Origin of the sequence: Dehalogenimonas alkenigignens (assembly GCF_001466665.1) — a bacterium.
Classification (GTDB): Bacteria; Chloroflexota; Dehalococcoidia; order Dehalococcoidales; family Dehalococcoidaceae; genus Dehalogenimonas; species Dehalogenimonas alkenigignens.
Window position 1 is genome coordinate 1,255,883 of record NZ_KQ758903.1, and the last position, 24,447, is coordinate 1,280,329.

Consider the following 24,447-nt stretch of genomic DNA (forward strand, 5'->3'; position numbering starts at 1 on the left):
AGCGAACTGACCGAAATCAGGTGGCATGGACGCGGCGGCCAGGGAGCCGTAACTTCCGCTGAATTAATCGCCCAGGCGGCTATTAACGAGGGCAAATATGCCCAGGGATTTCCCAGCTTCGGTCCTGAACGTCGAGGCGCTCCGGTTATGGCATTCAACCGCGTCAACCAGTACAGACCGATTAGAAACCGTGCCGGGATTACGAAACCTGACGTGATGGTGATTCTGGATCCCAGCCTGCTTTCTATTGGCAACCTTACATCCGGGCTTAAAGACGGCGGGACGATCATCATTAACACCTCGAAACCATCCGATGCATACCCGGAACTGGTCAAGAAATTCAACCTGGCTGTCATCGACGCCACACGAATCGCCCGCGAAGAATTGGGTGTGCCGATTGTCAATACTACAATGCTTGGAGCCCTCATCAAAGCCACCGGGGTCGTCAGTGTAGACTCAATGATAGAGCCTTTGAAAGAACGATTTGGCCGGCTGGCTGAAAAGAATATCAAAGCTCTGTCTCGCGCTTACTCCGAGACCCAGGTAAAGGAGCTTCAGAACATTGGCTAAATCTGAAAACGAACTCACCTGGAAAGATATTGAGATCGGAGCCGCGGTCATCGAGCCAGGTTCGGCGGCGGCATACCGTACCGGCGACTGGCGGTCACAGCGGCCGACATACGATTTCTCAAGGTGCCTAAAGTGCGGCATCTGTTTCGTCTTTTGTCCCGAAGGCTGCATTCGACAGAACCAGAAAGGCTTTTTTGAAGCTAATCCATATTACTGTAAAGGCTGCGGCATTTGCGCTTATGAGTGCCCCACCCGGGTTATCGTGATGCGGGAAGAGGAGGAGAAGTGATGAAGGGTAAACGTCACGGTATTGAGGTCTCCATCGCCCTGGCGGACGCGGTAAAACTTTGTGATGCCGACGTCATCGCTGCTTACCCCATAACGCCGCAAACACATATCGTCGAACACCTCGCTGAGCTGGTAGCAGAAGGGGAACTGGACGCCGAATACATCCCGGTAGAATCCGAGCATTCCGCCCTGTCTGCCTGCCTAGGATCGGCAGCTGCCGGCGCGCGCACCTTCACTGCAACCGCGGGACAGGGGCTTGAACTGATGCACGAAGTCCTTTATGTTGCTTCGGGTATGCGGTTGCCCATAGTCATGGCGGTGGCTAACCGGGCTCTATCGGCACCATTATCTGTTTGGGGAGACCACTCCGACGCCATGGCCGTTCGAGACACCGGCTGGATTCAGATTTTTACCGAAAACGGCCAGGAAGTTGTGGACCAGATTATCTGCGCTTTCAAGATAGCAGAGCACCATAAAGTGCTGCTGCCGGTGATGGTCCATCTGGACGGCTTTAACCTGTCCCATGTCATCGAACCTATCGAAATGCCCGACCAGCAGGATGTTTGCAGTTTCGCGCCGCACAATCGCAGTCCACTAACGTTACACCCCAATCACCCGGTAGCCATGGGCGACTTCGCGCCGCCGGTAGTCTTTACCGAGGCCAAATGGGCACAAGAACAAGCGATGTTGTCGGTAAAGCCGACTATAATCGAGGTTTGGGACGAATTCGCCCGAAAATTCGGCCGGCCTTACAAACCGGTGGAATGTTACAAATGCGACGGCGCCAAGAACCTTTTATTCACTATGGGAAGCTTCTCTGAAACCGCGATGACTGCCGTAGACAAGCTGCGCCAGGCTGGTGTCGATATCGGCTTAGTCCGGTTACGCTTGTGGCGGCCTTTCCCCTTCGAAGAATTCCGCGCCGCGGTTAAAGATGCTGAAACGCTGTTAGTTCTCGATCGCTGTATTTCATCAGGCGGACCCGGCGGGCCGGTCGCCTCCGAGTTGAAGTCGGCACTTTATAACCTGGATAAAAAACCGAAAGTGGTCAGTTTCGTCGGCGGCCTCGGTGGCCGTGACATAACTGTGGCCGGCTTTGAGAAAATCATCGTTGACGGGCTGGAATTGGCCGAAAAAGGTCAGGAGCGGATCTTCGAAATCGTGGGGGTGAGGGAATAATGCAAAACCTGGGCATTTATGCTTCCCGCCTGGTGACGAAAGAAGAAAATTTTGTACCCGGGCATCGCGCCTGCATCGGTTGCGGCGAGGCTTTGGCGGTAAGACTGGCGGCTAAGGCTTTCGGCAAAAATACCATAGTGGTTAATGCTACCGGTTGCATGGAGATTGTTGCATCACAGTTGCCATATACCTCATGGAAACTGCCCTGGATTCATACGCTTTTTGAGAACTCTGCTGCTGTGGCTTCAGGAGTAGAAGCCGGCCTGAAGGCGCAAATGCGTAAAGGTAAGCTGCCCCAGGAAGATATCAAAGTTACAGCCATCGCCGGCGATGGCGCTACACTAGACATAGGACTGCAGGCCTTGTCAGGCGCCATGGAGCGCGGTCACGATTTCGTTTATCTTTGCTTTGACAATGAAGCCTACATGAACACCGGCATCCAGCGCTCATCGGCCACGCCTTTCGGCGCCTCGACCACCACCTCTCCCGCCGGCCGCGCCAAGGCGGGGCAGATGTCCTGGAAGAAGGACATGCCGGCTATTGCCGTAGCCCACAATATCCCTTACGTAGCCACCGCTTGCCCCAGCTATCCCTTTGATCTCATCGAAAAGGTCAAGAAGGGGCTGGAGACCAGGGGGCCGGCCTATATCCACATCCTCTCCGTCTGTCCCACCGGTTGGCGCTGCGATACCGAAATCTCGGTCATGCTGGGTCGCCTGGCAGTGGAGACCGGTGTTTTCCCGCTTTACGAGGTGGAGAACGGCAAATACAAGATGAGTATGGTCCCGGAAAAACTTAAACCGGTCAAGGACTACATGAAGCTGCAGCGCCGCTTCCGGCATTTAAAGCCGGAGGCTATCGACTCCATCCAGGCGCGGGTGGTCGAAGAATACGAGAAACTGCTGGAGAAAGCCGAATGACCCTCGATACCAGATCGACGGCCGAGGTAGTAAACGCCGTCCTAGCTAAATACCAAAACGACTCAAGCATGCTGGTCGGCATCCTGCAGGACATACAAGCCGAACTCAATTATTTACCGAGGGAAGCCCTTGAGATGACGGCCGAGGTGCTGTCCATCCCGCTGTCCCGAGTCTATTCGGTAGCCACTTTTTTCAAAGCCTTCTCATTAAAACCAAGAGGCCGGCACGGTATACACGTGTGCATGGGAACAGCCTGTCACGTCCGCGGCGCCGAGAAGGTGCTGGATCGTTTTCAGACCGAACTTTGCGCATGCGCCGGAGAAACCACTCCCGATATGAAGTTCACGCTTGAAACAGTTAACTGCGTCGGAGCTTGCGCTCTGGGTCCTGTAGTCGTTGTAGATGGCGAATACGAAGGCCAGGTGACTGCTGAGAAAGTCAAATCTATCATCGAGGGCTGCAAATAGATGGTAGTTGAAAAATCTGGGAAGCGTCTCAACTCGGCATCGGAACTCGAGTTGCTCCGTGAAGAAATAAAGCGCTCCGCTTCCGCCCGTACCCGGACGGTGACTATCTGCTGCGGCACGGGCTGTCTGGCTTATGGTGGCGCCAAGGTGGCGCAGGCGTTCCGTGACGAGATAATAAACCGCGGTCTGGCGAGCGAAGTTGAAATCAAGACCACCGGTTGCCACGGCTTTTGCGAGCGTGGTCCGCTTGTGGTTATCCGCCCGGAAAATATCCTGTATCAGCGGGTAAAACCTGCGGACGTCCCCCAAGTCATTGACGAGACGGTAAATGGCGGTAAAGTCATCGATCGCCTGCTGTATACTATTCCAGGCACCAAGCAGAAAGTGACCTATGAACACGACGTACCGTTTTATAAGAAACAGATGCGCCTGGTCTTCGGTGCCAACGGTTATATCGATCCCACTGTCATAGAGGACTACATCGGTTGCGGCGGCTACGCGGCGCTTTCGAAAACCCTTTTCGAAATGACGCCGGACGAGGTCGTCGACGAAGTGAAGAAGTCCGGCCTCCGCGGCCGCGGAGGCGGTGGTTTTGCGACCGGCGCCAAGTGGCAAAGCACAAGGGAGGCTCACGGCGACCCGAAGTATGTCATCTGCAACTGCGACGAGGGAGACCCCGGAGCTTTTATGGACCGCTCCCTGATGGAAGGCAATCCCCACGCAATAATCGAGGGTATGGTCATCGCTGCTTATGCCATAGGCGCCCATCTAGGCTACATTTATATCCGCAATGAATACCCGGTAGCCGTCAAACATGCCGAGAAAGCTATCGCCCAGGCCGAGGCAATGGGCTTGTTAGGGGAGAATATCCTGGGATCGGGTTTCAGCTTTAGCGTCAAGATTAACCGTGGCGGCGGCGCTTTCGTCTGCGGCGAGTCCACCGCTCTGATGGCTTCCGTTGAAGGACGGGTCGGCGAGCCGCGGGCTAAATATATTCACACCTCAGAGAAAGGCTTGTGGGACCAGCCAACGGTGTTAAATAATGTCGAGACATTGGCCAACGTACCGCTCATTATCAACCGCGGCGCACAGTGGTATTCTTCGATCGGCACAGCCAACTCCAAAGGCACCAAGATTTTCTCACTGGTGGGTAAGGTCAACAACACCGGTCTCATTGAGGTGCCTATGGGTATCACCCTCGAGGAGATTGTTTACGGCATCGGCGGCGGCATACCCAAGAACAAGAAATTTAAGGCTATTCAAACCGGCGGTCCGTCGGGCGGCTGCCTGCCGGCTTCAAAACTGGACATGCCCGTCGATTTCGATGAACTGACCCGCGCCGGTTCGATGATGGGTTCCGGTGCGATGATCGTCATGGACGAAGACAATTGCATGGTGGATATCGCCAGGTACTTCCTATCATTCCTGGAGGGTGAGTCTTGCGGTAAGTGCGTTCCCTGCCGCGAAGGCCTTAAACGTATGCGCCAGATTCTGGACCGGATAATCTCAGGCCAGGGCCAGCCGGATGATATTGAACTTCTGGAAAACCTCTCAGAGACACTCACCTGGGGGGCGCTGTGCGGCCTGGGCGGCGGCGCCGCCAACCCGATCATGTCTACTCTGCGCTATTTCCGCGAAGAGTACGAAGCTCACATTATTGAGAAACGATGCCCGGCCGGAGTGTGCAAACCACTGATAAGCTACAACATTATCAATGAGAAATGCCCCAATTGCACGCTGTGTATCAAAGCTTGCCCGGCCGGCGCAATTACCGGACAGGGTAAGAAGCTTCCAGTTATTCTGGACCAGGTCAAATGCACCAAATGCGGCGCTTGCTACGATGTTTGCCGCCTCGGCGCCGTGGAGGTCAGATAACTAATGGCAATTAAACTAACCATCAACGGTCGGGAGTTCCAAGCTGAACCGTGTGACACAGTCCTTACCGTAGCCAAGGCAGCCGGGATTTATATTCCTACACTTTGCCACAGTGAAGCCGTCACAGATTACGGAGCCTGCCGTATGTGTTTGGTAGAAGTAGAGCGGCGCGGGCGTAAGCGTTTGGTGACAGCCTGCCTGTACCCTGTTGAGGAAGGACTTAAAGTCACCACCGACTCTGAAAAGGTCCTTCGAGTCCGCAGGACGGTTATAGAACTGCTGCTGGCCAGATGCCCGGGATCCGCCGCGGTGAAGCAGATGGCAGCGGCTTTAGGTGTCACCGAGTCGCGTTTCAGCATCGCCGATGAAAACAGCAAAAGTGATGCCTGCGTTTTATGCGGGTTGTGCACCAGGGTATGCGCCGAAGTGGTCGGTACTTCAGCTATCAGTCTAGTCAACCGGGGAACTGAACGCGAAGTCGCTTTACCTTTCTATAACGAAGCCGGCGATTGCATTGCCTGCGGTTCTTGCGCTTATATCTGTCCAACTGGCGCCATCAGTCTGGTGGACAGCGGAAATAAACGGATCATTTCTTGGCCTCAGGGCACTGTTGACTTTGCAATGAAGGCGTGCCTCAACTGCGGTACCCATTACGCCCCGGTGCGTCAAGTGGAATTCATGGCCCGAAAGTCGGGATTGTCGCCGAGCGAGTTTGATTACTGCCCGGACTGCAGGAAACTGTAATTGACTGTTCTCCGCTCGAATAATATACTCGCCACTTACGGGGTGTAGCGCAGCTGGTAGCGCGCAGCGTTTGGGACGCTGAGGTCGGAGGTTCGAAACCTCTCACCCCGACCAGTGATTGTTCTCCCGCGGTTAAGTAAAAAATCCCGTAGGCGAAATGCCTACGGGATTTTCACAATGCTTTTGATTTGACATAAACATATGTCTGCTGGACAATTATGGTATGAAAAGTAGTCATACAATTGTGAATATCTTGATATCGGCTGCTGCCGCTATTGCGGTAATGCTGTTATCATGGCAAGTCTATCAGAGGTATCAACCGGTGAGTCTTGACGGGGTCGAAATCAGAGAATATCAAGGCGAGATGCTCTCCTCAGTAGCTAACGATTTTCGTGAAAACTCAATAAAAGGTCCCCAGTTCATCGAACGCGAATCATACCGATTGGAAGTTTCCGGGCTGGTGAATAATCGCTTGAATTTAAGTTATAGCCAGCTGACAGAAGGTTTTCAGGATTACCAGAAAGTGGTGACCCTATATTGCGTCGAGGGTTGGGACGCTAAGATCCTGTGGCAGGGTTTGAAGGTTGAAGACCTGTTCATTCAGGCTGGACTCAATCCAAAAGCCAATACCGTAATCTTCCACGCGACAGACGGGTACACGACATCGTTTCCCATTGAATACCTCATTGAAAACGAAATATTGCTAGCCTACAAGATGAACGGGGTAACCATACCCCCGGAACGAGGATTCCCTTTAATTTTAGTGGCTGAAAGCAAATGGGGATACAAATGGATCAAGTGGATTACCAAAATTGAACTGTCGGACGACGTCAACTACCAGGGGTACTGGGAAAGCCGCGGCTATTCCGATTCCGGAGATCTGGATGAGGACTTCTTCAAATAATTGTTTGACTTTGCTTCAACAGTCCGGCAACAATAAGGCACACGGAGGCTTTAATGGGATCAAAAACTGTAACGCTTAAAGTCAATGGAACCGACGTTGCCCTTTCCTTTTTTGTCCAGACATACTTCGACCATGTTTTGGATGGAATGGCTACAGCCCTGGAGAGCACATGCAAAGCGGAAACTATGACAGTAGACGCTAAAGACAGCAGGGTAACTTTGGTGATCAACGGAGCTTCGGTACACCTGAATGAGTTCGTTGAGCGCATTATTTTTAATACCGTCCAGGGGATGGTCAGCAGTTTGCGAGGAGTGACACACTTAGAGAATTTTGTGATTGCCATTGGTCCTGGGAAATAACCCCTAACTTATTTGCTGAGCTATTTTTAATTCTAGGATATCTGCGTGAGTTATCGCTTAGTTGAGATCCCCGAGCTGAATGAACCGGATCTGATCGTAGGATGGCCGGGAATAGGTAGCGTGGGAATACTGGCGGTCGATACCCTGCGGCGCCAGCTTGAGGCTGATTACGCTGGTGAAATTGAACCTGAGCCGTTTTTCTACCCCAACGGAGTGGTGATTAAAAACGGCGTCCTTGAAGAATTGAATTTTCCTACAAGCCGGTTCTATTACAAACGGCTGCCGCAGCGTGACTTGGTTATGTTTATCGGGGAAGAACAACCGGCGGAAACAGGTTCAACCTACGCGTCCGGCGGCAAAGCGTTCATGATGGCAAACCTGGTTGTCGATGTGGCTCAAAAACTGGGCTGCCGCCACATCTTTACCTCTGGCGCTGCTGTCTCGGCTATCCATCATAATTACACCCCGGGGGTTTGGGTGGTGGCAACCGAAAAAACCTTGCTGGCGGAGATCGAATTAAAGCGGTCTGGTTCTTACCTGAGCGAACATCAAGGGAAGGGAACACAAGCCAATATCACCGGCCTCAATGGTTTGCTAATCGGCGTCGCCGCCAGGCGGGGCATCCCGGGGGCTTGTCTAATGGGTGAGGTACCTGACTACCTCGCTCGAGCACCATTGCCGTACCCATCGGCTTCGCGCTCTGTTTTGGAAATACTATCACGTTTTTATGATCTGCAATTAAATTGCAGCGACCTGGAAGAAATGCGCCGGCAGACCCTTGAGATGGCGGAACAATTTTTCAATCAGTTTCCTGATGAAATTAAAGCGAAGATATCCCAACGGGCTCAAACCCGGGTTGAAGCCGAGGGTGGCGAGGCGATAACTGAGGACGATAAACAATGGATGGCTGAACACATCGAAGACCTGTTTCGTCCCGGCTGGAATAATGATGACCGGGCAGCTTAAGTATCTGACAGATCCCGGGCTGGACAGGCCCGCTATGGTGGTCGGGTGGCGCGGCGATGCCGGTATGACCGGGGAGCGTGTGATTAAACTTATAAACCAGATTTTCAAAATGAAACCGCTGGCCGAGATTGAGCCGGTCGGCTTTTTTCAACTTTCCGGGGTCGAAGTCGCCAGCGACCTTGCCAAGCTGCCAGATTCGAGTTTCAGCTATTCCAAGGAGGCTCAGTTAATCGCTTTTATCTCAGACACTCCGGCTTATGAAGTCCATCAGTTTCTGGAACAAGTGTTAGATCTGGCAGCAAAACACAAGGTCAGTCACATGATCATTATTGGGGCCTTGCCTGTGATGGCTTCGCATAATACACCGAGCACCTTAATGGCCAATCTCTCAACACCTCTGCTCCGAGACTGGCTTTCCGGGGAAGGTGTGAAAGCAGATATGGACTATATATCACCGCCGGGACAAAAGCCCGCGATAGGGACCTATCTGACCTGGGAAGCACGTCAGCGTGGTGTCGAAGCAGTCTCTTTATGGTCGCCAGTGCCGTTTTACCTGGCGCCGCTGACTGATGAAACAGGTGCCGCCAGGATACTATCATTCCTGCGCCATAAACTTGCTTTGCCTGTTAATACCCAGGAGGCTGAAGATACCGCCAGGCGTCAGCGGGAAAAAATTGCCAGGCTTCGAGCCTCGGAACCCGAGGTGGAAAAATCCCTGTCGATGCTTGAATCAAACCTCAGCCTCACGGAATACGAAGCTGGGGCCCTGGCGGCGTCCGTGAGGCAGGCCTTAAGCTAATTACCGGTTACGTCAGACGCCGGAGTTCCATCCGATGGTGAGTCATCTGCCGAGGTTTCCGGTTCCACTTCTCGATCTTTGAGTTCCGTGGGATGATTCCGCAGATAACGATTGATTTCATCGAGAGACGGGGGGGATACACTAAAAACCTCAATACCCGCGGGATATTGTATGGGGTAGCCTTCTCTTAAGAAAAGCACCCCGGTTTCATCAGGCTTGATTGTTTCGTTTATCCTGGTGACCATGAAATCGTAACGCTTTTTCATGGCTGACCTGTAATTATCAGTCACCGTTTTGGCCACCTTGGTGCTGGCGAAACCCATCATGATGAACCGCTCCCAATCAAGCGTCTCCGATACCAGTTCCCGGTCTTCCAATTGAGAAACAACAGCTCCTGAGCTAACCAAGGAAACAACAATGGCGTGACTTCTAGGGGTATACTTTTCAAGGTGGGCGATTGCGGCATCGCCCGAATGATCGGCCCCTTCGTGGAACACATACTTTACCGGTCCGATACGGCTGGATAAATTCCGCAATTGTTCACTAACCTCTTCCCAATAGCGACTGAACAGTGCTGTATATTCTGGGGCAGCCTCAGGCCACTCAAAAATTAAAGGCACTACATAAAGCTTGCGTTTACCTTTGAATGACGCGGCTTCGGGGCGCTCGATTCTTCCGATTTCCTCACTCATCTTAAGTCCTTGTTTAAAAGATTTGGTCCAGGTTAAAGCAGAACTAGCCGGAAACACCGATCTAATAGCTAGTTTTCAGTATAAAAGAGGCGCTCGTAGAGAAGCTCAAGGCGCGCTTTGTGAGCTAATTCTTGCCAGGCTAAAGCCTGGCACAAGTTTTTCAGAGCTTCAGACCCGAACAGACCCATCAAGCTGGTATAAAAGGCGACGGAGGTTGCTTCTTGGCGGATGGCGAAAAGCAACGTTTCGCCAAGGTCGGCGCCGGACAGTTCGTCCGGAGATTTAAGGTGTTGAGTCGTTTTCAGGTCTGGTATCAACCCAGAAAGTCTCGAACTCTTCGTAATTTGATCTGGTTTCAGGTTTTTAACCATGGCCAGATGTACGTCTTCCTCATCAGCTAATTCACGGAGCAGGGCGGCTGCAGCCGGATCGGAGGTTGTTTCCGCCGCTTTGCGGTAGGTTGCCGACGAGGAGACTTCTTTGAACATAGCAGTTTCTAAGATCTCTGAGATTTCGTCGTTCATCGCACCTCGAGGTTGATATTTGATATTTCTGATCTACTGATTCTAGAATCCAGTGTTTAAAGTGTCAATTTCAATTGGCCTGTGACATTGATTCGGCTATAATTACTTCGAAACAGCGGAGATGCGAGATGACTTATTCCAAGATACTAATTCCACTTGACGGTTCCGAATCAGCTGAGTTGGCATTGCCCTACGCCAAGATGCTCGCTGAAAAAACGACCGCTTTAGTCCTGTTTAGCGTTTGCCCGGAAGATGAACTCCGTTTATGCCGCCTGAATAGCGCCTACCTCGGGATCCAGGCTGGGGTGTTGGCACAGGAGGGTTTCAAGGCTATAAGCCATACCGAACCGGGCGATCTTGCGGAAAAGATCAAAGACTATGTCGCCAACGAGCATGTTGATTTGATCACCGTTTGCCGGCAGGGTTACTCCGATTTGAGTCGGGAAGAGAAGGTTCTGCATAACCTGGTTTCCGAAAACTGTTCACTGATCTTGATAAAACCTGAAAGCCGCAAACCTCGGATTTCCAAGATACTTCTGCCGTTGGACGGTTCCATAGCGTCAGAGAATGTAGTACCCCATGTGATTAGACTAGCAAAGACGGCAAAGGCAGAAGTTGAGTTGCTTTCAGTGAACGCTTATCCGGAAATACCTTCAGACCGACCGCCGTCAGCTAAACCGAGTTGGGAAGAATACGCCTTGATCTTGATGAGAGAGGTGCGTGAACAGGCTTCCGCGTACCTCGAGCGCATTGCAAAAGATTTTCTGGCCGCAGGAATCAACGTAAAAACCAATGTCGTCTTTGGAGGCGCAGCAGATGGCATAGTGAGGGCTGCTGAAGATACCCGCGCCGACGTTATCGCGATGGCGACCCACGCCCGCAGCGGTCTTGACCGCTGGGTCTTCGGGAGCGTTGCCGCAACGGTCAGTTCGGAAACTAAGCTGCCGATGCTGTTGGTACGCGGCAGCGAACGTCCATAGTCAACTGCCAGCGGGCAGGCTTTCGTAATTAGCAGAAGAAACAGACTTCAGATTTTTATGCCGGAAAGTGCATTGAATTCGCCCTCCGCCTGTGAGATTTCAAAGAATAGTTGATTGAGTTACGACATGTGTCGGTGCGTAAGAATAGTTCCAGCAATTCTGACTGATGACCCTCAGAGGCTTCGGTTAATGGCGAAGCAATTAAAAGGCGCCGTTGACTGGGTTCAGGTGGATATTATGGATGGTGAATTTGTGCCATCCAGGAGCATCGGCTGGCGAGACATAAAATCGGTCAAGCTGCCGTTCGACTGGGAAGCCCACCTAATGGTCAATGAGCCGGAAACGTATTTTTCTGGCTTTAGATCAGCAGGTGCGCGACGTGTTACCTTCCATTTTGAAGCAAGCAAAGATCCATGTGGGGTGATTGACATCGCCCGTAAGCTTGGGCTGGAAGTGGGTATTGCGCTGAATCCCGAAACTCCGGTTTCGATGGCCGCCGGTCTATTACCGCTGATCGATAGTATTCTTATCATGTCGGTCATTCCCGGCTTTTACGGCTCGAAATTTATCCCGGAATGCCTGGACAAAGCTGGAAAGGTCAGGGCGCTGGCGCCGGATATTTCAATCGGCATCGACGGAGGCATCAAAGAAGCTAATATCGTGGAAGCGGCTCTAAGCGGGGTGGACGATATTTGCGTCGGCTCGGGCATATTCTTGAGCGGCGATCCTGCAGCCAATCACCGGCGGCTGCAAGGTATTGTTGATTCCGTCATGGCTTGAAGCGAACCGTTTACCGGTTAAGGAGGGCACGCCGTTCAATTTCCGTAATCTTATCGAGACGACGGCGGTACCTTGGTTCGTCGATGAATTCGGCGCCGAGAAACGCTCGGGTCAGTTCCAGGGCAAGCGAAAGGCCCAGGACTCTGGCACCAAGGCATAAAACATTCATATCATCATGTTCCACCGACTGATGTGCAGAATAAGTGTCGTGGCATACAGAAGCGCGAATGCCGGGGATTTTATTAGCCGTGATGCAGGCGCCGGCTCCGGATCCGCAGATTAAAAGGCCTCGCCGGGTATTGCCGGCATTAATTTCCCGGGCGATTTTTTCGGCATAATCCGGATAGTCGTCATCAGGTTGAAAATCACAGGCACCGAGATCAATAATGCGGTGGCCTTCACTTCGCAATAAAGGGACCAGGGCTTGTTTCAGAGCGAAACCTCCATGATCGGCGGCGACAGCCAGGTTAACCATCTATTTCTCCAATCAGTGTCCGTGCCGCCTTGGCAATGTGCTGGGAGGTGAATCCGAATTGCTCGAACAATACATTCCCAGGAGCGGAAGCCCCGAACCGGTCAAGACCAATGATAACGCCCCGGCAACCGACGTAGCGTTCCCAACCTAGAGAACGTCCAGCCTCCACGCTCACTCGCCGCCAGATTTCCGGCGGCAGCACTTGATCACGGTAAGCCTGCGGTTGGGCTTCGAACACCTCCCAGGATGGTAGTGATACGACTCGGCTGGCGATGCCTTCACCCTGGATGATTTTGGCTGCGGCTAGGGCGAAGTGCACCTCGGAGCCGGTGGCGATAAGGATTATCTTGGGATTGTCGTCAGCCTGCCACAGGATATAGCCGCCGCGCCGGGTCAGCGTCGCTGCCCCCATTTCCGTCCGGTCAAAAATCGGCAGCTTCTGGCGGGTGAGGACCAGTGCGGTCGGTCCGTCCTGCCGCTCTAGAGCCATTTCCCAAGCGAAGGCGGTTTCCGCGGCGTCGGCAGGCCGGATTGTTACGAGATTCGGCACTGAACGCAGGCCAGCCAGGTGTTCGACCGGCTGGTGCGTCGGTCCGTCCTCGCCCAGACCGATTGAATCATGAGTAAAAACATACACCACATTGAGTTCCTGTATGGCCGCCAGACGCACTGAAGGGCGCATGTAGTCATAAAACACAAGGAATGTGGCTCCGTATGGGATTATGCCGCCGTGCAGCGCCAGGCCGTTTAGGACTGCCCCCATGGCGTGTTCCCGGACCCCGAATTGAAGATTGCGGGCGGTAGAATTGGAGGCGCCAAAGAGACTCTCGAATTCCATAACTGTTTTGGTGGATGGCGCAAGGTCGGCCGAACCCCCCAGGAGGTTTTCGATTCGTTTGCCGATCAGGTTTATGATCTTGCCGGAAGCTTCGCGGGTGGCTAGCGGTTTCTCCGACGGCTTGAACATATTTTCTAAACCGTCGTTCCAACCCTGCGGCAGGTTCCCGGCCAGAAAATCCTGGAACTGCGCTGCTTCAACCGGGAATGCAGCCGTGTATCGGTTCATAAGACGCTGCCATTCTAACTGGCGGGCTTCCCCGATGGCTCTCGCGGACATGCTAGCATGGACTTCGGCTGGAATTTGGAATGGCTCAAGATGGGAGCATCCCAGACACTCTTTAGCAGCGGAAAGTTCAGCGTCTCCCAGAGGCTCACCGTGAGCCGCGCCGGTACCAGCCCGGGTAGGAGAGCCGTAACCGATGATAGTGCGGCAAATAATCAGTTTGGGTCTTGTGGTATCGCTTCGAGCCTCCGTTAAAGCGGTATCCACCGCTTCCGGGTCCATTCCGTCGATCGGTCCGATAACATGCCAGCCGTAGGCTCTAAAACGGGCACCCACGTCTTCGTTGAAATAATTTGCGGTATCTCCTTCGATCGTGATTTTATTATCATCATACAGGTAGATCAGTTTGCCCAATCCCAGGGCGCCTGCCAGGGACGCTGATTCCGAGGCAACGCCTTCCATGAGGTCTCCGTCAGAGCAAATGACATAAGTGTAATGATCAACAATACTGTACCCCGGTTTGTTGAATCGCGCCGCCAACCACTTCTCCGCGATTGCCATGCCGACTCCGTTGCCGAAACCCTGGCCCAGTGGCCCGGTGGTGGCTTCAACCCCGGGTGTCAGCCCATGTTCCGGGTGACCCGGTGTTTTTGACCCCCATTGGCGAAAGCTCTGGAGATCATCAATCGACAGATCATATCCGGTAAGGTATAGCAAAGAATAAAGAAGGGCTGAGGCGTGCCCGGCTGACAGCACAAAACGGTCACGGTCACACCATGACGGGTCGGCTGGATTATGTTTCAGGTGTTTTTGCCACAGGGCGTAAGTCATCGCGGCGGCGCCCATCGGCGCCCCCGGATGGCCTGAGGCAGCTTTTTGCACCATGTCAGCCGATAAAAACCGGATTACGTTTATGGAAAGTTTATCGAGTTTGCTGTTCATCAAAATCCTTTACTTATTTGTGGCCTAAATGGGACTGGCGATTCCATCCGGGTTGTGCTTTTCCATCATTGCGGTATATTGGGGCAACAGGATCTGTTTATACAAATCTTCCAGCCTGGTTAATAACCGCTCCGGCACCGTGTCGTAAATAACGGTCGCTCCGGTTTCTTTCTCGACCATCCGTATAATCTCAGCTAGATGTTCCGAAATGCCGCCGGTCCCCAGAAGCACGCCGATAATCTTCCCTTCATCGTATGCAATGGCGAATTCGCCCAGCGTGCCGGAACGGCCGCCGGCAAAGATCACCACGTCGCAGGAGCGTATATTTTCAATCTCTCGCCCCATCAACCCACTGCCTGTAAACACTATCGCCCGGTAGCCGCGAGTCGGTGAAGCGTACCTGGTGACATGCTCTTCAAGGTTGAGCGCAGGAGAGATGCCTACGACAAATCCGCCGGTTTCAAAAGCGCCGAGCACCGTTTCGTGGGGTATTCCTGGTGAAGCGCCGGTGATCAAGACGTACCCTCTCCTGGCGATGCAGCGTCCGAGTTCCTTCATCTTTTCTTTAGTAGAGTCAGGGATTATCCCTCCGGCTGAACCCATGATCCCTACGGTCATGACCGGGAAAGGGAATTTGTTGGTGTCAAGACGCCCGGCGCATTCAGTAATATCCATTCGCTTCCTGTAACTATTTATTAGAGCACATTCTACCGAAAAACCGGCCGTCTTAGCCAATGATGCCCTGGGCAATCGAGTATCAAGTTAGACCAAAATATGAATACTCGGAATAATCGCACCACAAATAGCTCGAGTGCGTAATTATGCGTGATAAATATCTATGATTAGTTAGAATTCTCCTATAAACCTTTAAATGTTTCTAGATGCGGTTGTCTAAAACACGACTTTTTGGTAAAAATGAATTAGCAATCAAACAACGAGATTGCTAATTTGAATCTAAGGCGTGTTATATAAACGCCGTAAAGGAGGAACAAGATGGTAATGCAGAGGTGGGATCCCGCGCGTGAGATGAGACAACTGGAGAATACCTTTGACAGATTGTGGCGTGGCTTTGGCAGGGGATGGCCGGCGGCGACCGAGCAGTGGATGATCCCGGTTGACGTCATTCAAAGAGCGGATGAACTCGAGGTCAAAGCGTCATTACCCGGAGTCGATCCTGAAAAGATCGATGTTTCGATTGAGGACAATGTATTGACTATTCAGGCTGAGAGTTCGACTGAGTCCGAAACAAAAGAACACGGGTACCTTGTCAGAGAGCGGTCATTCGGGAGTTTCTACCGCGCGTTGAGCCTTCCTGAATCAATTGACCCGAACAAGGTGGTTTCGAAGTACAACGATGGTGTCCTGTCAGTCGTCATGCCTAAGGCAGAGGAGAAAAAGAAGAAGCAGATAAAGGTGTCCACGACTTCCGCCAAAACAATTGAATCGACAGGAACAGCCAAGAAGTAGCTTTTAAGTCCAGTAACAGGGAGGGGTTTGATAATAGGCCCCTCCCTGTTTGTTAATCTTTCGCAGCTTCAGTGATGACGCGTCGAGCTTTAATAAAAGCTTCGACGACAGAAGGATCGAATTGGCTTCCAGAACACCTGGTTATTTCGCTTACAGCGAAATCCAGACTATTGGCTATCCGATACGGTCTTTCTGATGTCATGGCGTCAAAGGTATCTGCCAGCGCCAGAATGCGGGCACCAAGGGGGATACCTGTAGCGGCAAGACCATCGGGGTATCCGCCGCCGTCCCAACGCTCATGGTGATTGCGTACCATTGCCAATATAGATGTGTCTTCAACCACCGGGGCGAGGATATGTTCGCCGATAGCAGGGTGCTTTTCCATCTCAATCCTCTCCTCAGACGAGAGGATTCCAGGCTTGTGAAGGATAGTCCCGTCAATGCCGATTTTCCCGATATCATGAACCATGCCGGCAAGGCGCAGGCTTTCGAGCTGTTCATGTCCCAACTCTAGTTCAATGCCGATGCCAACCGCTATTTCCGAAACCCGTTGCGAATGCCCGGCGGTGTAGCCGTCTTTGGCATCGAGGGCGTGGGCGAGCGCCGTGATTGCGTTGAAGAAAGAAGCCCTGATCTTTTCGGCTTGTTGCTCGACTTTGGTTTCAAGATGCTGGCGATACTCACGGTTTTCTAATTGAAGCCGCCGTTTATCCAGTGCCCGCCAGATCGAAAACGTTACTTCATCAAGTTTGAATGGTTTGGTCAAATAATCATACGCGCCCTGTTTCATGCACTCTATGGCGGTGGCTGTCTCGTTTACCGCGGTGGCGATGATCACAGCGGTATCGGGATAATTAGCTTTCACTTCGGCAAGTAGATCCATGCCGCTTTTACCCGGCATTTTCATATCGGAAACGACAAGCGCGATTTCTCTATTAACGCTAAGAACGTTAAGAGCATCGTCGACGCTTCCGGCTTCAACGCAACCATAACCGTCATTGGCCAGCTTCTGGTGGAGCAGACGTCGTACGATTTGTTCGTCGTCGACGATCAGTACGGTTTCTTTACTACTTGCCTGATTCATAAGGCAGTTGTCCCAACACTGCAGTGACGATCTCGAGCAGTTCATTCGGCGCGAATGGCTTGGGCAGACTGGGGCGCCCGGATGTCTGGATGAATCGGGCGGTGTCGCCGGAGATGACATCGCCGGTAGTTAAGATAACGCTTGGAACAAGTTCCGGTCGTTTCACCTGGATCCACTTGAAGAGTTCTTCCCCACTAATCTGGGGTGTACGGATGTCCAGCAGGCAGATATCGTATGCGTTTGATTCAAGTAATGACTGAGCTGCCTGACCGTCAACAGCAACTGTCACTTTGAAACCTCGGCCGGTAAGAACCCTCTGGCATGCCATGCCGATTGCTGGTTCATCCTCGACCAGAAGTACGTGGATATCTCGTCTTTGATCTGGGACCTTCGCTTGAGGCTCAGACAAGTACAACCGCCTCCGATAGCACTGATCTCACCTGATATTGAATATTAATTAAGGAAGTATCTAACAGTAACACATAGATAACATAAATATCAATAGAATAGTGATGGTATTTTAGTACTGGCTGCCGAAGAAGATTAATCAATCTTAAAACCCAGGAGGCCTCCCAGGTGATTATGGATGCTGCCGCCTGTATTAAATGGACTTTTTCGACCATTAACTCTTGCAGACTCTGAAATCTTCGCAAACCACGCATTCTGCACGCGCCAGAGATTTAACTCAAGACCGGAGCCTTTGGCGATTTTCAAGAGGCCTTCGGCTATATCATGAGCCTCTTTGTCTTTAGGATTATCTGTGTAAGCAATCGTCAGTTCTTCCACTCGAGAAGCAAAATAATAAGAGACTGATTGTTCGTCGACCGGCAATCCCCAAAGACTCATTTCGTTCAAAGTGGACTGTATTGTTTTGAGATTGGGCCGTCTATTCTCAAGTTCACTTTGGAGTTCGCGGTTAAGAATGAAAGCCGCGGAAACACTGAGATGGGGAGGTATTGGCTGTCCCAGGTCGGAAATAAACCTGACCGTGTCACGGTACTCGTTGAACAGGCGGCGATGAGCTTTTTCGGCTCTCTGGAGGGTGACTGCGACAATGTTTTGGACGGCCGCGGCTTTTTCGTCACCGAACAACTCGGTCAATCCGTATATAGAACCGGGGAAGTGCTGGGTCAATGTTGAAAGACGGAGAGAGAAATCAGCTTCCGATGAACCGGATAACAGTTCAGCGTTTAGATCAGCCAAATTCGCGGTCGATGTGGAATCATCAGCCACGCCGGCGTGTACCTCGCGCACACCCCAGGCATAAGCAGCGCAACGAAAACGGCATGACTCGCCGGTCACCGTAGACGTGACTTCAATCCGCCCCATTATGGTTTTTAACATGCCCGATGCTGACTTTGTTACATTAGTAGCGTTGACTCGGAAAATATAATAAGTTGATTGAAGGGATTGTTTGGAAAATAATCCGTTGATTATGACATTCGCTCCAGCTCTTTTTAGATCGGTTTGCAGAGGCCGCACTTGCTGTTCGAAGATGTCTTTACCGCTTCCTAAAGCGGGCACATTGCTTCGGGCACCCGCCAGTAACTCAAGGAATTGGGATTCAGGGGATTCACCGGAAATTTCAGCGGCAAACTGTAAGGCCATTGCCGCCTGTTTTAACACCAGCACCGATTCAAGACCGCCTATATCGTCAAAGAACCAACCGCAACTTGTGAAGGCTGACTGAACTCTCCGTTCCATTTCAAGTAGCTTTAACACTGTGAATTTTTCAGAAGAGGTCAAAGGCCGGAGCGCCCAACGATTGAGAAAGCGATTGATGTTTTCTTTGGATCGATTACTGAACACCTCGATATAGCCATCGCGTGCTGCCCGGGGATTCTGCAGCAAACGGGAAGTTTCCTTTTCATAAACATAGCTAAGTTGGTCACTCAGTAAGTCCATGGCGCGGCGCAGTGGAGACCGCCAATCCTGGTTCCATCCCGGGTGTTGGCCGGTGTTGCAGCAGCAGCCACTTCGCCAGCGTTCTACACCATGGTTGCAGCTCCATGCTGAGTTTTCCTGTATCTCGACCTCATGATCCGGTGGGAAGAGGGATAAATACTCTCCTGGCGTGGTGACACGGACATCGGCTTTGTGTAATTGGTCGAAGGCTTGTGCCAGTGCCATTTCGCCGAATTTGTGGTGATGTCCGTACGTTTCTCCATCGGTTGCGATGATCACCAGGTTTTTGCCTTCGGGTGGGACGTAGGTTTCGAGAATACGGCCGGCTAATGAGTCGCCGCTGTGAAGCAGCCCCTCAAAAGCCACGCCGCGGGATAAACTCTCGTGGTAAAAGAACAGGGTGATGTTTTTACCCTTTGGAAGGCGGCAGTTGTAAGCGCGGGAGGTGTCGAAATTTCTACCAGCTTCGATCCATGTCCCCCCGGGAGGCCTGAACCTAGCCGCCTGGTGAGGGCTGAGAATGGTGAATTTAATATCGTGGTTCGCCATGATCTCAAGAGTCTCAAGGTCCACCGCTGTCTCGGGCAGCCACATTCCCTCCGGTTGGCGGCCGAAACGGCGGCGAAAATCAGCTATACCCCAAACCACCTGGGTTTCCTTATCCTGGCGCCTGGCCAGCGGCATAATGATATGATTGTAAGCTTGCGCTAACGCCGGACCGTGACCGGAATAAGCAGCGATATTTTCGCGGTCAGAGGAGATAATGGACGCGTAAACTTCCGGCTGGTTGTTTTCCATCCAGGTTAGCAGCGTCGGCCCGAAATCAAAGCTTAGGCGGGAATAATTATTAACTATGGCGACTATTTGTCCTTTTTCGTCAAGGATGCGAGCCGCCAGGTTGGCGGCATAACATTCATCGGTGATCCGCTGGTTCCAATCATGGTAAGGAGTCGCTGATGCTTCTGATTCAATAATTTCCAGCCATGGATTTTCCCGCGGGGGTTGGTAAAAATGACCGTGAATTATGACGTATCTCTTTGTTTCAGTCATGCAAACTCCCTGCTGGCAATACTGCTTTAGTGCGACGCGCTCTAATAACTGCGACATCTCTAATCAATTCGATTATCCTCGGGTCGGTTTGGATTTCTTCAATTGACCGAAGGTTGAGAATCCTCCAATTCGGATACTCGTTCACCGTACCCGGGATATTCTGCGCTCGATAGTCGCCCAGCAGGTCAGCGATGTTCAGCAGCAAGATTGGTTCACTGCCCGAGGCTAGCAACCGCATAAATACTCTGTATACTGCATCAGCGGAGGGGTGTGTTTCATAGATCAAACCTCGGCCTCTCAGGCATTCGAGCATTGAGGTGATTCCATTTTTTCGCTGAGTAGATTCATCTTTGGCCGCCGCCGGCCCGAGAACGCCAGCCGCGGTGCGTTCTGCTATATCCGTAGCGTTGAAAAATGCCGTGAAAGGATGCATGTCATGAGTATTCATCGAGGCTGCCGCATTGTTCGGTACTGGTGCGAAACAATTCCCGTTGCCGGATAACATCTCGTACTGGGCGACGAAACTCCGAAGAATGCCGCGGCGGCGCATATACCTTCTAACCTCTGCTGGAACCAAACCCAAATCTTCCCCCACAACTACGGCTTTGTTTCGGAAAGATTCCAAACATACCACGGCATAGAGTTCTTCGGCTCGATAGTGGATGTATAAGCCTTCGGAAGGATTGAGGCCGAGCGGGATCCAGAATAAGCGGTGGAACCACATGATGTGATCTAGGCGTAGTATCTTTCCGAACTGGAAATGGTGCCGTAGGACCTGAATAAAGTAATTGTAGCCGTTAAGCCGCATGCGTTCCGGGTGTGGCGGCCTGAATCCCCAATTCTGACCGCTGGGGAATACCGGATCGGGCGGCGCCCCAACCGAGACATGATCGGTAAAATCGTCCTGGAACCGCCGAGCATCCCAGCCCTCGGGATGAGTTCCGAGAGGCAAGTCTAAGAACAGCTTGATACCCTTCACACTGAGTTCGGAGTACAATCTTTCCAGTTGTTTCTGAATCGAGAACTGGGTAAATAAATAGTAGCCGACGGGAGTATTAGCTAAACTTGAAAACTGTGTATCGTCGTCGCCCGGTGAAATCTGGCTGGACGTTTGACCCGTTTCCTTTGAAGCGCGGAAACGGGCGTATTCGAGTGCCTCAGGATGTGCAACCATGAACGCCGAGAATTCCTGGTAACGGGGAGTTTCGGTATTTGAAAAAAAATACCGGGACAGCAGTTCAAGGACTTGGCGTTTTAGAGTCCCCTGCTGGCCGTAGTTTACGAGTGCTGATTCGCGAAGGTTTTCCGCTTCAGCAGCGAACTTTTGCGAGTGTAGCAATTCTCTGGCTTCGCCGCAGGCGGCTAACTCGGGCAGCGACTCAAGATCAATGTAAAATTCATTCCAAAACAGGCGGCTGACTGGTGAATAGGGGCTGGGGTTCGATGAATCTTCCAAGATTATAGGTAGCAGCGGCAGCGTAGCGATCACCGATGCCCCTTGGGTCTCGCTCCAGCCGGCTAGGCGGCGGAAATCAGAGAGATCGCCTGCCCCCAGGCTGGTTTCAGAGCGAAGCGAATAAACCGGGCTGAATAATCCCCATCTTGCGGAGTCACATTTATCTGAATATGCTTGTTGCGGGGCCGATATGATCAGAGAGCGGTACATCCGCGTGCCGATGTGAATTTTAAGTTCGTGATAGCCTTGCGGCAAGATGCCTTTCACTTGAAGTTTATGAGTTGGTGTCCGCTGATATGCCTTTGTTTGTTTGTGATCAATCTGAGTGACGGTACAATCTGAAGATTTCCAGCAATAGTTCAAAACTCGGCCTTCTTCCAGAGTGATGGTCGCTGAGACGATTCCGTTGAACTTACGCGGTAAAGTCATCGGAATAGAGCGTAGCCTGCCGCTCCAAGCCACCAGTACCGGTTGGACTGCTTGCCGCCGTTTTATCGCAGTAAGACGCCTAAACGCCTGAGGCGCGTCAGTCTCGTCCTCGATGCGGATACCCAAACCGCGTAACGCTCCGATGATCGCCTGCGCCGATGCTCTTTTAAGACGACCGTGCATGTCGCGATAAGCTGTTTGAATACCGCAGGCGGTGGCCAGGTTATTTAGCTCTGGATTTACTTTAGCCAACCAAACTTCCCATCTTCACTTAGCCGGATTATACCGGGTAACGGCTTGACTTGGAAAAAGGCGGCAAGGATAATGGGTGCTAATTGTTCAATCGATGTAACGCTTAAGGACTTCCGCTTAATGGACTTACAACAACTAACGTCACGGATTCCGAGGCGTATCTCGCGTTTGGCAGAGCTTTCAAACAATTTATGGTGGAGCTGGAATTTGCCAGCTCGAGAACTTTTCGAATCGATAGATGCAAGATTGTGGCGGACTTCAGGTCATAATCCGGTACGCCTTCTGGCTGAAGTTGAAATCAAACGGCTCGACAGCCTGGCTGTGGACCAAGAATTCCTTGTGAAGTACGACCGGGCGATTGGTGAATTCGACAGCATCATCAAAGACGGCAACACCTGGGTATCACGAAACTTTCAGGGTGTTTTCAAAAAACCTATAGCCTACTTTTCGATGGAATTTGCCGTTCATAACTCCTTGCCGATGTATGCCGGCGGACTGGGGGTACTTGCTGGCGATATATGCAAAGAAGCTTCCGACCTTGGGCTGCCGTTTGTCGGCGTCGGCTTCATGTATCCGGAAGGGTATTTCCATCAGCGCATCAGCGACGAAGGCTGGCAAATAGAACACTACCGGCAACTCGACTTCGATCTTGCTCCTGTTTCGAAGGTAACCATGCCTGACGGCAGCCAATTCATCATGAGCCTGAGCCTCGGGGATAAAACAGTATTTATTACAGCATGGGAAGTCAAGGTGGGCAGGAGTATTCTTTACCTGCTGGACACTAACCTGCCGGAGAATGCCCCCGGTGATAGAGAACTCTCAGCCAGGCTTTATAGCGCGGGTAAAGATATCAGGCTGCAGCAAGAATATATATTGGGAATCGGCGGCGTCCGGCTGCTCCGCCTTTTAGGCATTGATCCGGCTGCCTGGCACTGCAACGAAGGTCATACGTCGTTTCTGCTGGTTGAACTGCTCAGAGAGCACCTTTTGGCCGGTGAAACGTTCGAAAAAGCGGTTGATAAAGTCAGGGCCGCAACAATATTTACCACCCATACCCCTGTTCCGGCTGGACACGATACCTTTGATGAATCGATGATCGAACGTTATTTTTGTTGCTTCTGGGAAAGCCTAGCCCTGGACCGGGAGCGCTTCATGTCATTGGGTCAAGCCTCTCCAGGCGAACCGTTCAATATGACAGCGCTAGGGATGAACCTTTCAAAAAACATCAATGCGGTGAGTAAAATTCATGGAGAAGTCTCGCGCCGCATGTGGCAGCGGCTTTATCCCCAAACTCCGGAGTCTGCCGTTCCCATTAACCACGTCACCAATGGCATTCATGTGCCTACATGGCTGACACCAGGGATGTCAAAACTGTTTGAAAAATCTTTTGGAGCAGAATGGTACCAGCGAAGACACGATATTAGCTTCCGTAAAGCGGTGGAGGCGATCCCGGACGAAGCGTTATGGCAGGTGCATCAGGACCGTAAGCAACGTTTGGCGCACTATATCAGAGAGCAAGCACGCCAGGAATGGGGAGGTATTGACGTGTCCAGCCGGCGGCTGGTGGCTTTGGGAGCAATGCTTGATCCTGAGGTGCTGACCGTCGGTTTTGTCCGCCGTTTTGTGGAATATAAACGACCGACTCTTCTTTTCAAAGATATTGAACGTCTTAAAACAATTGTCCGCAACTGGCAGCGACCGGTGCAGTTCATATTTGCCGGCAAGTCGCACCCGGCTGATTATATGGCAAAGGAACTGATTCACCGGGTATACGGCCAGGCGACCGATCGTGAGTTTGAAGGCAGAATTTGTTTTATTGAAGACTATGACCTCCATCTTGCCCGGTACCTTGTATCAGGTGTTGACGTCTGGTTGAACAACCCGCGGCGTCTGTTAGAAGCCAGCGGGACTTCCGGTATGAAAGCGTCGATCAACGGCGTTCCCAACGCCAGTATTTTGGATGGCTGGTGGCATGAAGGATTTAACGGTCGGAACGGGTGGGCTATCGGCGGCACCTTTAAGCCGGAGGATCCAAATGCAGAAGATATCCAGGACGCCTCTGAACTCTACGGGTTGCTCGAAGAACAGATTATCCCGATGTTTTATGAGCGCGACACGGCTGATATTCCCCGGCGCTGGCTGAAGATTTGCAAGGAAGCCATCGCTTCGACGCTATTTTCTTTTTCAGCCTCCAGGATGATGATGGAATATGCTGAAATGATGTATGTGCCGATAGCTCAGAGCGCGGCGACGGTGGCAATTCAATCTGAATAAGCC

At 51.9% G+C, this 24,447-nt stretch carries 24 protein-coding genes and 1 tRNA gene; 16 read left to right on the forward strand and 9 right to left on the reverse strand.

What is annotated here, in order from left to right:
• The first annotated feature begins 6 nt into the window (after positions 1-6).
• The 12 genes from DEALK_RS06615 (at position 7) to DEALK_RS06670 (ending at position 9,071) form a co-directional block, all read left to right on the forward strand.
• Entirely contained in the window at positions 7-570 is a 564-nt protein-coding gene (locus tag DEALK_RS06615; protein ID WP_058440078.1) for a 2-oxoacid:acceptor oxidoreductase subunit gamma family protein, read from the forward strand.
• Entirely contained in the window at positions 563-859 is a 297-nt protein-coding gene (locus DEALK_RS06620) for a 4Fe-4S binding protein (protein WP_058439473.1), read from the forward strand. The genes DEALK_RS06615 and DEALK_RS06620 overlap by 8 nt, the downstream gene beginning before the upstream one ends.
• The gene (locus tag DEALK_RS06625) at positions 859-2,037 is read left to right on the forward strand and encodes a transketolase C-terminal domain-containing protein (RefSeq protein ID WP_058439474.1); all 1,179 of its coding nucleotides are present in this window, start codon (positions 859-861) and stop codon (positions 2,035-2,037) included. The genes DEALK_RS06620 and DEALK_RS06625 overlap by 1 nt, the downstream gene beginning before the upstream one ends.
• Positions 2,037-2,957 (forward strand): pyruvate synthase subunit PorB, encoded by a 921-nt coding sequence (gene porB, locus DEALK_RS06630; protein ID WP_058439475.1) that lies wholly within the window; start codon positions 2,037-2,039, stop codon positions 2,955-2,957. The genes DEALK_RS06625 and porB overlap by 1 nt, the downstream gene beginning before the upstream one ends.
• Positions 2,954-3,424, forward strand: coding sequence for an NADH-quinone oxidoreductase subunit NuoE family protein (locus DEALK_RS06635; protein ID WP_058439476.1), 471 nt, complete (start codon positions 2,954-2,956; stop codon positions 3,422-3,424). Before porB ends, DEALK_RS06635 begins: the two co-directional genes overlap by 4 nt.
• A complete protein-coding gene (locus DEALK_RS06640; RefSeq protein WP_058439477.1) occupies positions 3,425-5,299 on the forward strand; it encodes an NADH-ubiquinone oxidoreductase-F iron-sulfur binding region domain-containing protein in 1,875 nt (624 codons plus the stop codon). It begins immediately after the preceding gene.
• Positions 5,300-5,302: 3 nt separating this feature from the next.
• Positions 5,303-6,043 carry a 2Fe-2S iron-sulfur cluster-binding protein gene (locus DEALK_RS06645; RefSeq protein WP_058439478.1) on the forward strand — a complete coding sequence of 247 codons (741 nt, stop codon included), beginning with the start codon at positions 5,303-5,305 and terminating at the stop codon, positions 6,041-6,043.
• Between the two features lie 38 nt (positions 6,044-6,081).
• Positions 6,082-6,157 (forward strand) — tRNA-Pro (locus tag DEALK_RS06650).
• A 130-nt stretch (positions 6,158-6,287) separates the two neighbouring features.
• Positions 6,288-6,947: a molybdopterin-dependent oxidoreductase gene (locus DEALK_RS06655; RefSeq protein ID WP_244881589.1), complete on the forward strand. Its 660-nt coding sequence runs from the start codon at positions 6,288-6,290 to the stop codon at positions 6,945-6,947.
• 53 nt (positions 6,948-7,000) lie between these two features.
• Positions 7,001-7,306: a hypothetical protein gene (locus DEALK_RS06660; RefSeq protein WP_058439480.1), complete on the forward strand. Its 306-nt coding sequence runs from the start codon at positions 7,001-7,003 to the stop codon at positions 7,304-7,306.
• A 45-nt stretch (positions 7,307-7,351) separates the two neighbouring features.
• Complete coding sequence (locus DEALK_RS06665) at positions 7,352-8,272, forward strand: PAC2 family protein (protein WP_058439481.1); 921 nt, start codon at positions 7,352-7,354, stop codon at positions 8,270-8,272.
• Positions 8,253-9,071, forward strand: coding sequence for a PAC2 family protein (locus DEALK_RS06670; RefSeq protein ID WP_058439482.1), 819 nt, complete (start codon positions 8,253-8,255; stop codon positions 9,069-9,071). Before DEALK_RS06665 ends, DEALK_RS06670 begins: the two co-directional genes overlap by 20 nt.
• Here the strand turns inward: DEALK_RS06670 and DEALK_RS06675 are convergent.
• Together DEALK_RS06675 and DEALK_RS06680 are read right to left on the reverse strand one after the other, a co-directional pair.
• On the reverse strand, positions 9,068-9,763 hold the full coding sequence (locus tag DEALK_RS06675; protein ID WP_058439483.1) for a hypothetical protein: 696 nt from the start codon (positions 9,761-9,763) through the stop codon (positions 9,068-9,070). The genes DEALK_RS06670 and DEALK_RS06675 overlap by 4 nt on opposite strands.
• A 68-nt stretch (positions 9,764-9,831) precedes the next feature.
• The gene (locus DEALK_RS06680) at positions 9,832-10,287 is read right to left on the reverse strand and encodes a ferritin family protein (RefSeq protein ID WP_058439484.1); all 456 of its coding nucleotides are present in this window, start codon (positions 10,285-10,287) and stop codon (positions 9,832-9,834) included.
• Between the two features lie 128 nt (positions 10,288-10,415).
• On the opposite strand from DEALK_RS06680, the gene DEALK_RS06685 reads away from it, so the two are divergent.
• Positions 10,416-11,267 carry a universal stress protein gene (locus DEALK_RS06685; protein WP_058439485.1) on the forward strand — a complete coding sequence of 284 codons (852 nt, stop codon included), beginning with the start codon at positions 10,416-10,418 and terminating at the stop codon, positions 11,265-11,267.
• Between the two features lie 114 nt (positions 11,268-11,381).
• Positions 11,382-12,047, forward strand: coding sequence for a ribulose-phosphate 3-epimerase (locus DEALK_RS06690; protein WP_133240191.1), 666 nt, complete (start codon positions 11,382-11,384; stop codon positions 12,045-12,047).
• Positions 12,048-12,057: 10 nt separating this feature from the next.
• Here DEALK_RS06690 and rpiB read toward each other — a convergent pair whose 3' ends face one another.
• From rpiB to DEALK_RS06705, 3 genes are read right to left on the reverse strand one after another with little or no spacing between them, the layout of a single operon-like run.
• Entirely contained in the window at positions 12,058-12,522 is a 465-nt protein-coding gene (gene rpiB / locus DEALK_RS06695; RefSeq protein WP_058439487.1) for a ribose 5-phosphate isomerase B, read from the reverse strand.
• Positions 12,515-14,527 carry a transketolase gene (gene tkt / locus DEALK_RS06700; RefSeq protein ID WP_058439488.1) on the reverse strand — a complete coding sequence of 671 codons (2,013 nt, stop codon included), beginning with the start codon at positions 14,525-14,527 and terminating at the stop codon, positions 12,515-12,517. The genes rpiB and tkt overlap by 8 nt, the downstream gene beginning before the upstream one ends.
• A gap of 24 nt (positions 14,528-14,551) precedes the next feature.
• The gene (locus DEALK_RS06705; protein WP_058439489.1) at positions 14,552-15,202 is read right to left on the reverse strand and encodes an SLOG cluster 4 domain-containing protein; all 651 of its coding nucleotides are present in this window, start codon (positions 15,200-15,202) and stop codon (positions 14,552-14,554) included.
• A gap of 318 nt (positions 15,203-15,520) precedes the next feature.
• Here DEALK_RS06705 and DEALK_RS06710 point away from each other — a divergent pair, with 318 nt between their 5' ends.
• A complete protein-coding gene (locus DEALK_RS06710) occupies positions 15,521-15,994 on the forward strand; it encodes an Hsp20/alpha crystallin family protein (RefSeq protein ID WP_058439490.1) in 474 nt (157 codons plus the stop codon).
• A 52-nt stretch (positions 15,995-16,046) separates the two neighbouring features.
• Here DEALK_RS06710 and DEALK_RS06715 read toward each other — a convergent pair whose 3' ends face one another.
• The 4 genes from DEALK_RS06715 to malQ form a co-directional block, all read right to left on the reverse strand.
• Positions 16,047-17,078, reverse strand: a complete 1,032-nt coding sequence (locus DEALK_RS06715) for a response regulator (protein WP_058439491.1) — start codon at positions 17,076-17,078, stop codon at positions 16,047-16,049.
• On the reverse strand, positions 17,062-17,493 hold the full coding sequence (locus tag DEALK_RS06720; RefSeq protein ID WP_116632717.1) for a response regulator: 432 nt from the start codon (positions 17,491-17,493) through the stop codon (positions 17,062-17,064). Before DEALK_RS06720 ends, DEALK_RS06715 begins: the two co-directional genes overlap by 17 nt.
• 128 nt (positions 17,494-17,621) lie before the next feature.
• Complete coding sequence (locus tag DEALK_RS06725) at positions 17,622-20,090, reverse strand: DUF3536 domain-containing protein (RefSeq protein WP_083496390.1); 2,469 nt, start codon at positions 20,088-20,090, stop codon at positions 17,622-17,624.
• Positions 20,026-22,170, reverse strand: a complete 2,145-nt coding sequence (gene malQ / locus DEALK_RS06730; RefSeq protein WP_058439494.1) for a 4-alpha-glucanotransferase — start codon at positions 22,168-22,170, stop codon at positions 20,026-20,028. The genes DEALK_RS06725 and malQ overlap by 65 nt, the downstream gene beginning before the upstream one ends.
• 120 nt (positions 22,171-22,290) lie before the next feature.
• On the opposite strand from malQ, the gene glgP reads away from it, so the two are divergent.
• Entirely contained in the window at positions 22,291-24,444 is a 2,154-nt protein-coding gene (glgP, locus tag DEALK_RS06735) for an alpha-glucan family phosphorylase (RefSeq protein ID WP_058440079.1), read from the forward strand.
• The last annotated feature ends 3 nt before the right edge of the window (positions 24,445-24,447 follow it).

What these genes read in the sequence shown, in the direction of transcription:
- DEALK_RS06725 (WP_083496390.1), bottom strand. Translation starts at nt 20,090, where the DNA reads ATGTCGCAGTTATTAGAGCGCGTCGCACTAAAGCAGTATTGCCAGCAG.
- DEALK_RS06645 (WP_058439478.1), top strand. Translation starts at nt 5,303, where the DNA reads ATGGCAATTAAACTAACCATCAACGGTCGGGAGTTCCAAGCTGAACCG.
- rpiB (WP_058439487.1), bottom strand. Translation starts at nt 12,522, where the DNA reads ATGGTTAACCTGGCTGTCGCCGCCGATCATGGAGGTTTCGCTCTGAAA.
- DEALK_RS06685 (WP_058439485.1), top strand. Translation starts at nt 10,416, where the DNA reads ATGACTTATTCCAAGATACTAATTCCACTTGACGGTTCCGAATCAGCT.
- porB (WP_058439475.1), top strand. Translation starts at nt 2,037, where the DNA reads ATGCAAAACCTGGGCATTTATGCTTCCCGCCTGGTGACGAAAGAAGAA.
- DEALK_RS06625 (WP_058439474.1), top strand. Translation starts at nt 859, where the DNA reads ATGAAGGGTAAACGTCACGGTATTGAGGTCTCCATCGCCCTGGCGGAC.
- DEALK_RS06660 (WP_058439480.1), top strand. Translation starts at nt 7,001, where the DNA reads ATGGGATCAAAAACTGTAACGCTTAAAGTCAATGGAACCGACGTTGCC.
- glgP (WP_058440079.1), top strand. Translation starts at nt 22,291, where the DNA reads ATGGACTTACAACAACTAACGTCACGGATTCCGAGGCGTATCTCGCGT.
- DEALK_RS06710 (WP_058439490.1), top strand. Translation starts at nt 15,521, where the DNA reads ATGGTAATGCAGAGGTGGGATCCCGCGCGTGAGATGAGACAACTGGAG.
- DEALK_RS06705 (WP_058439489.1), bottom strand. Translation starts at nt 15,202, where the DNA reads ATGGATATTACTGAATGCGCCGGGCGTCTTGACACCAACAAATTCCCT.
- tkt (WP_058439488.1), bottom strand. Translation starts at nt 14,527, where the DNA reads ATGAACAGCAAACTCGATAAACTTTCCATAAACGTAATCCGGTTTTTA.
- DEALK_RS06640 (WP_058439477.1), top strand. Translation starts at nt 3,425, where the DNA reads ATGGTAGTTGAAAAATCTGGGAAGCGTCTCAACTCGGCATCGGAACTC.
- DEALK_RS06670 (WP_058439482.1), top strand. Translation starts at nt 8,253, where the DNA reads ATGATGACCGGGCAGCTTAAGTATCTGACAGATCCCGGGCTGGACAGG.
- DEALK_RS06715 (WP_058439491.1), bottom strand. Translation starts at nt 17,078, where the DNA reads ATGAATCAGGCAAGTAGTAAAGAAACCGTACTGATCGTCGACGACGAA.
- DEALK_RS06635 (WP_058439476.1), top strand. Translation starts at nt 2,954, where the DNA reads ATGACCCTCGATACCAGATCGACGGCCGAGGTAGTAAACGCCGTCCTA.
- DEALK_RS06680 (WP_058439484.1), bottom strand. Translation starts at nt 10,287, where the DNA reads ATGAACGACGAAATCTCAGAGATCTTAGAAACTGCTATGTTCAAAGAA.
- DEALK_RS06675 (WP_058439483.1), bottom strand. Translation starts at nt 9,763, where the DNA reads ATGAGTGAGGAAATCGGAAGAATCGAGCGCCCCGAAGCCGCGTCATTC.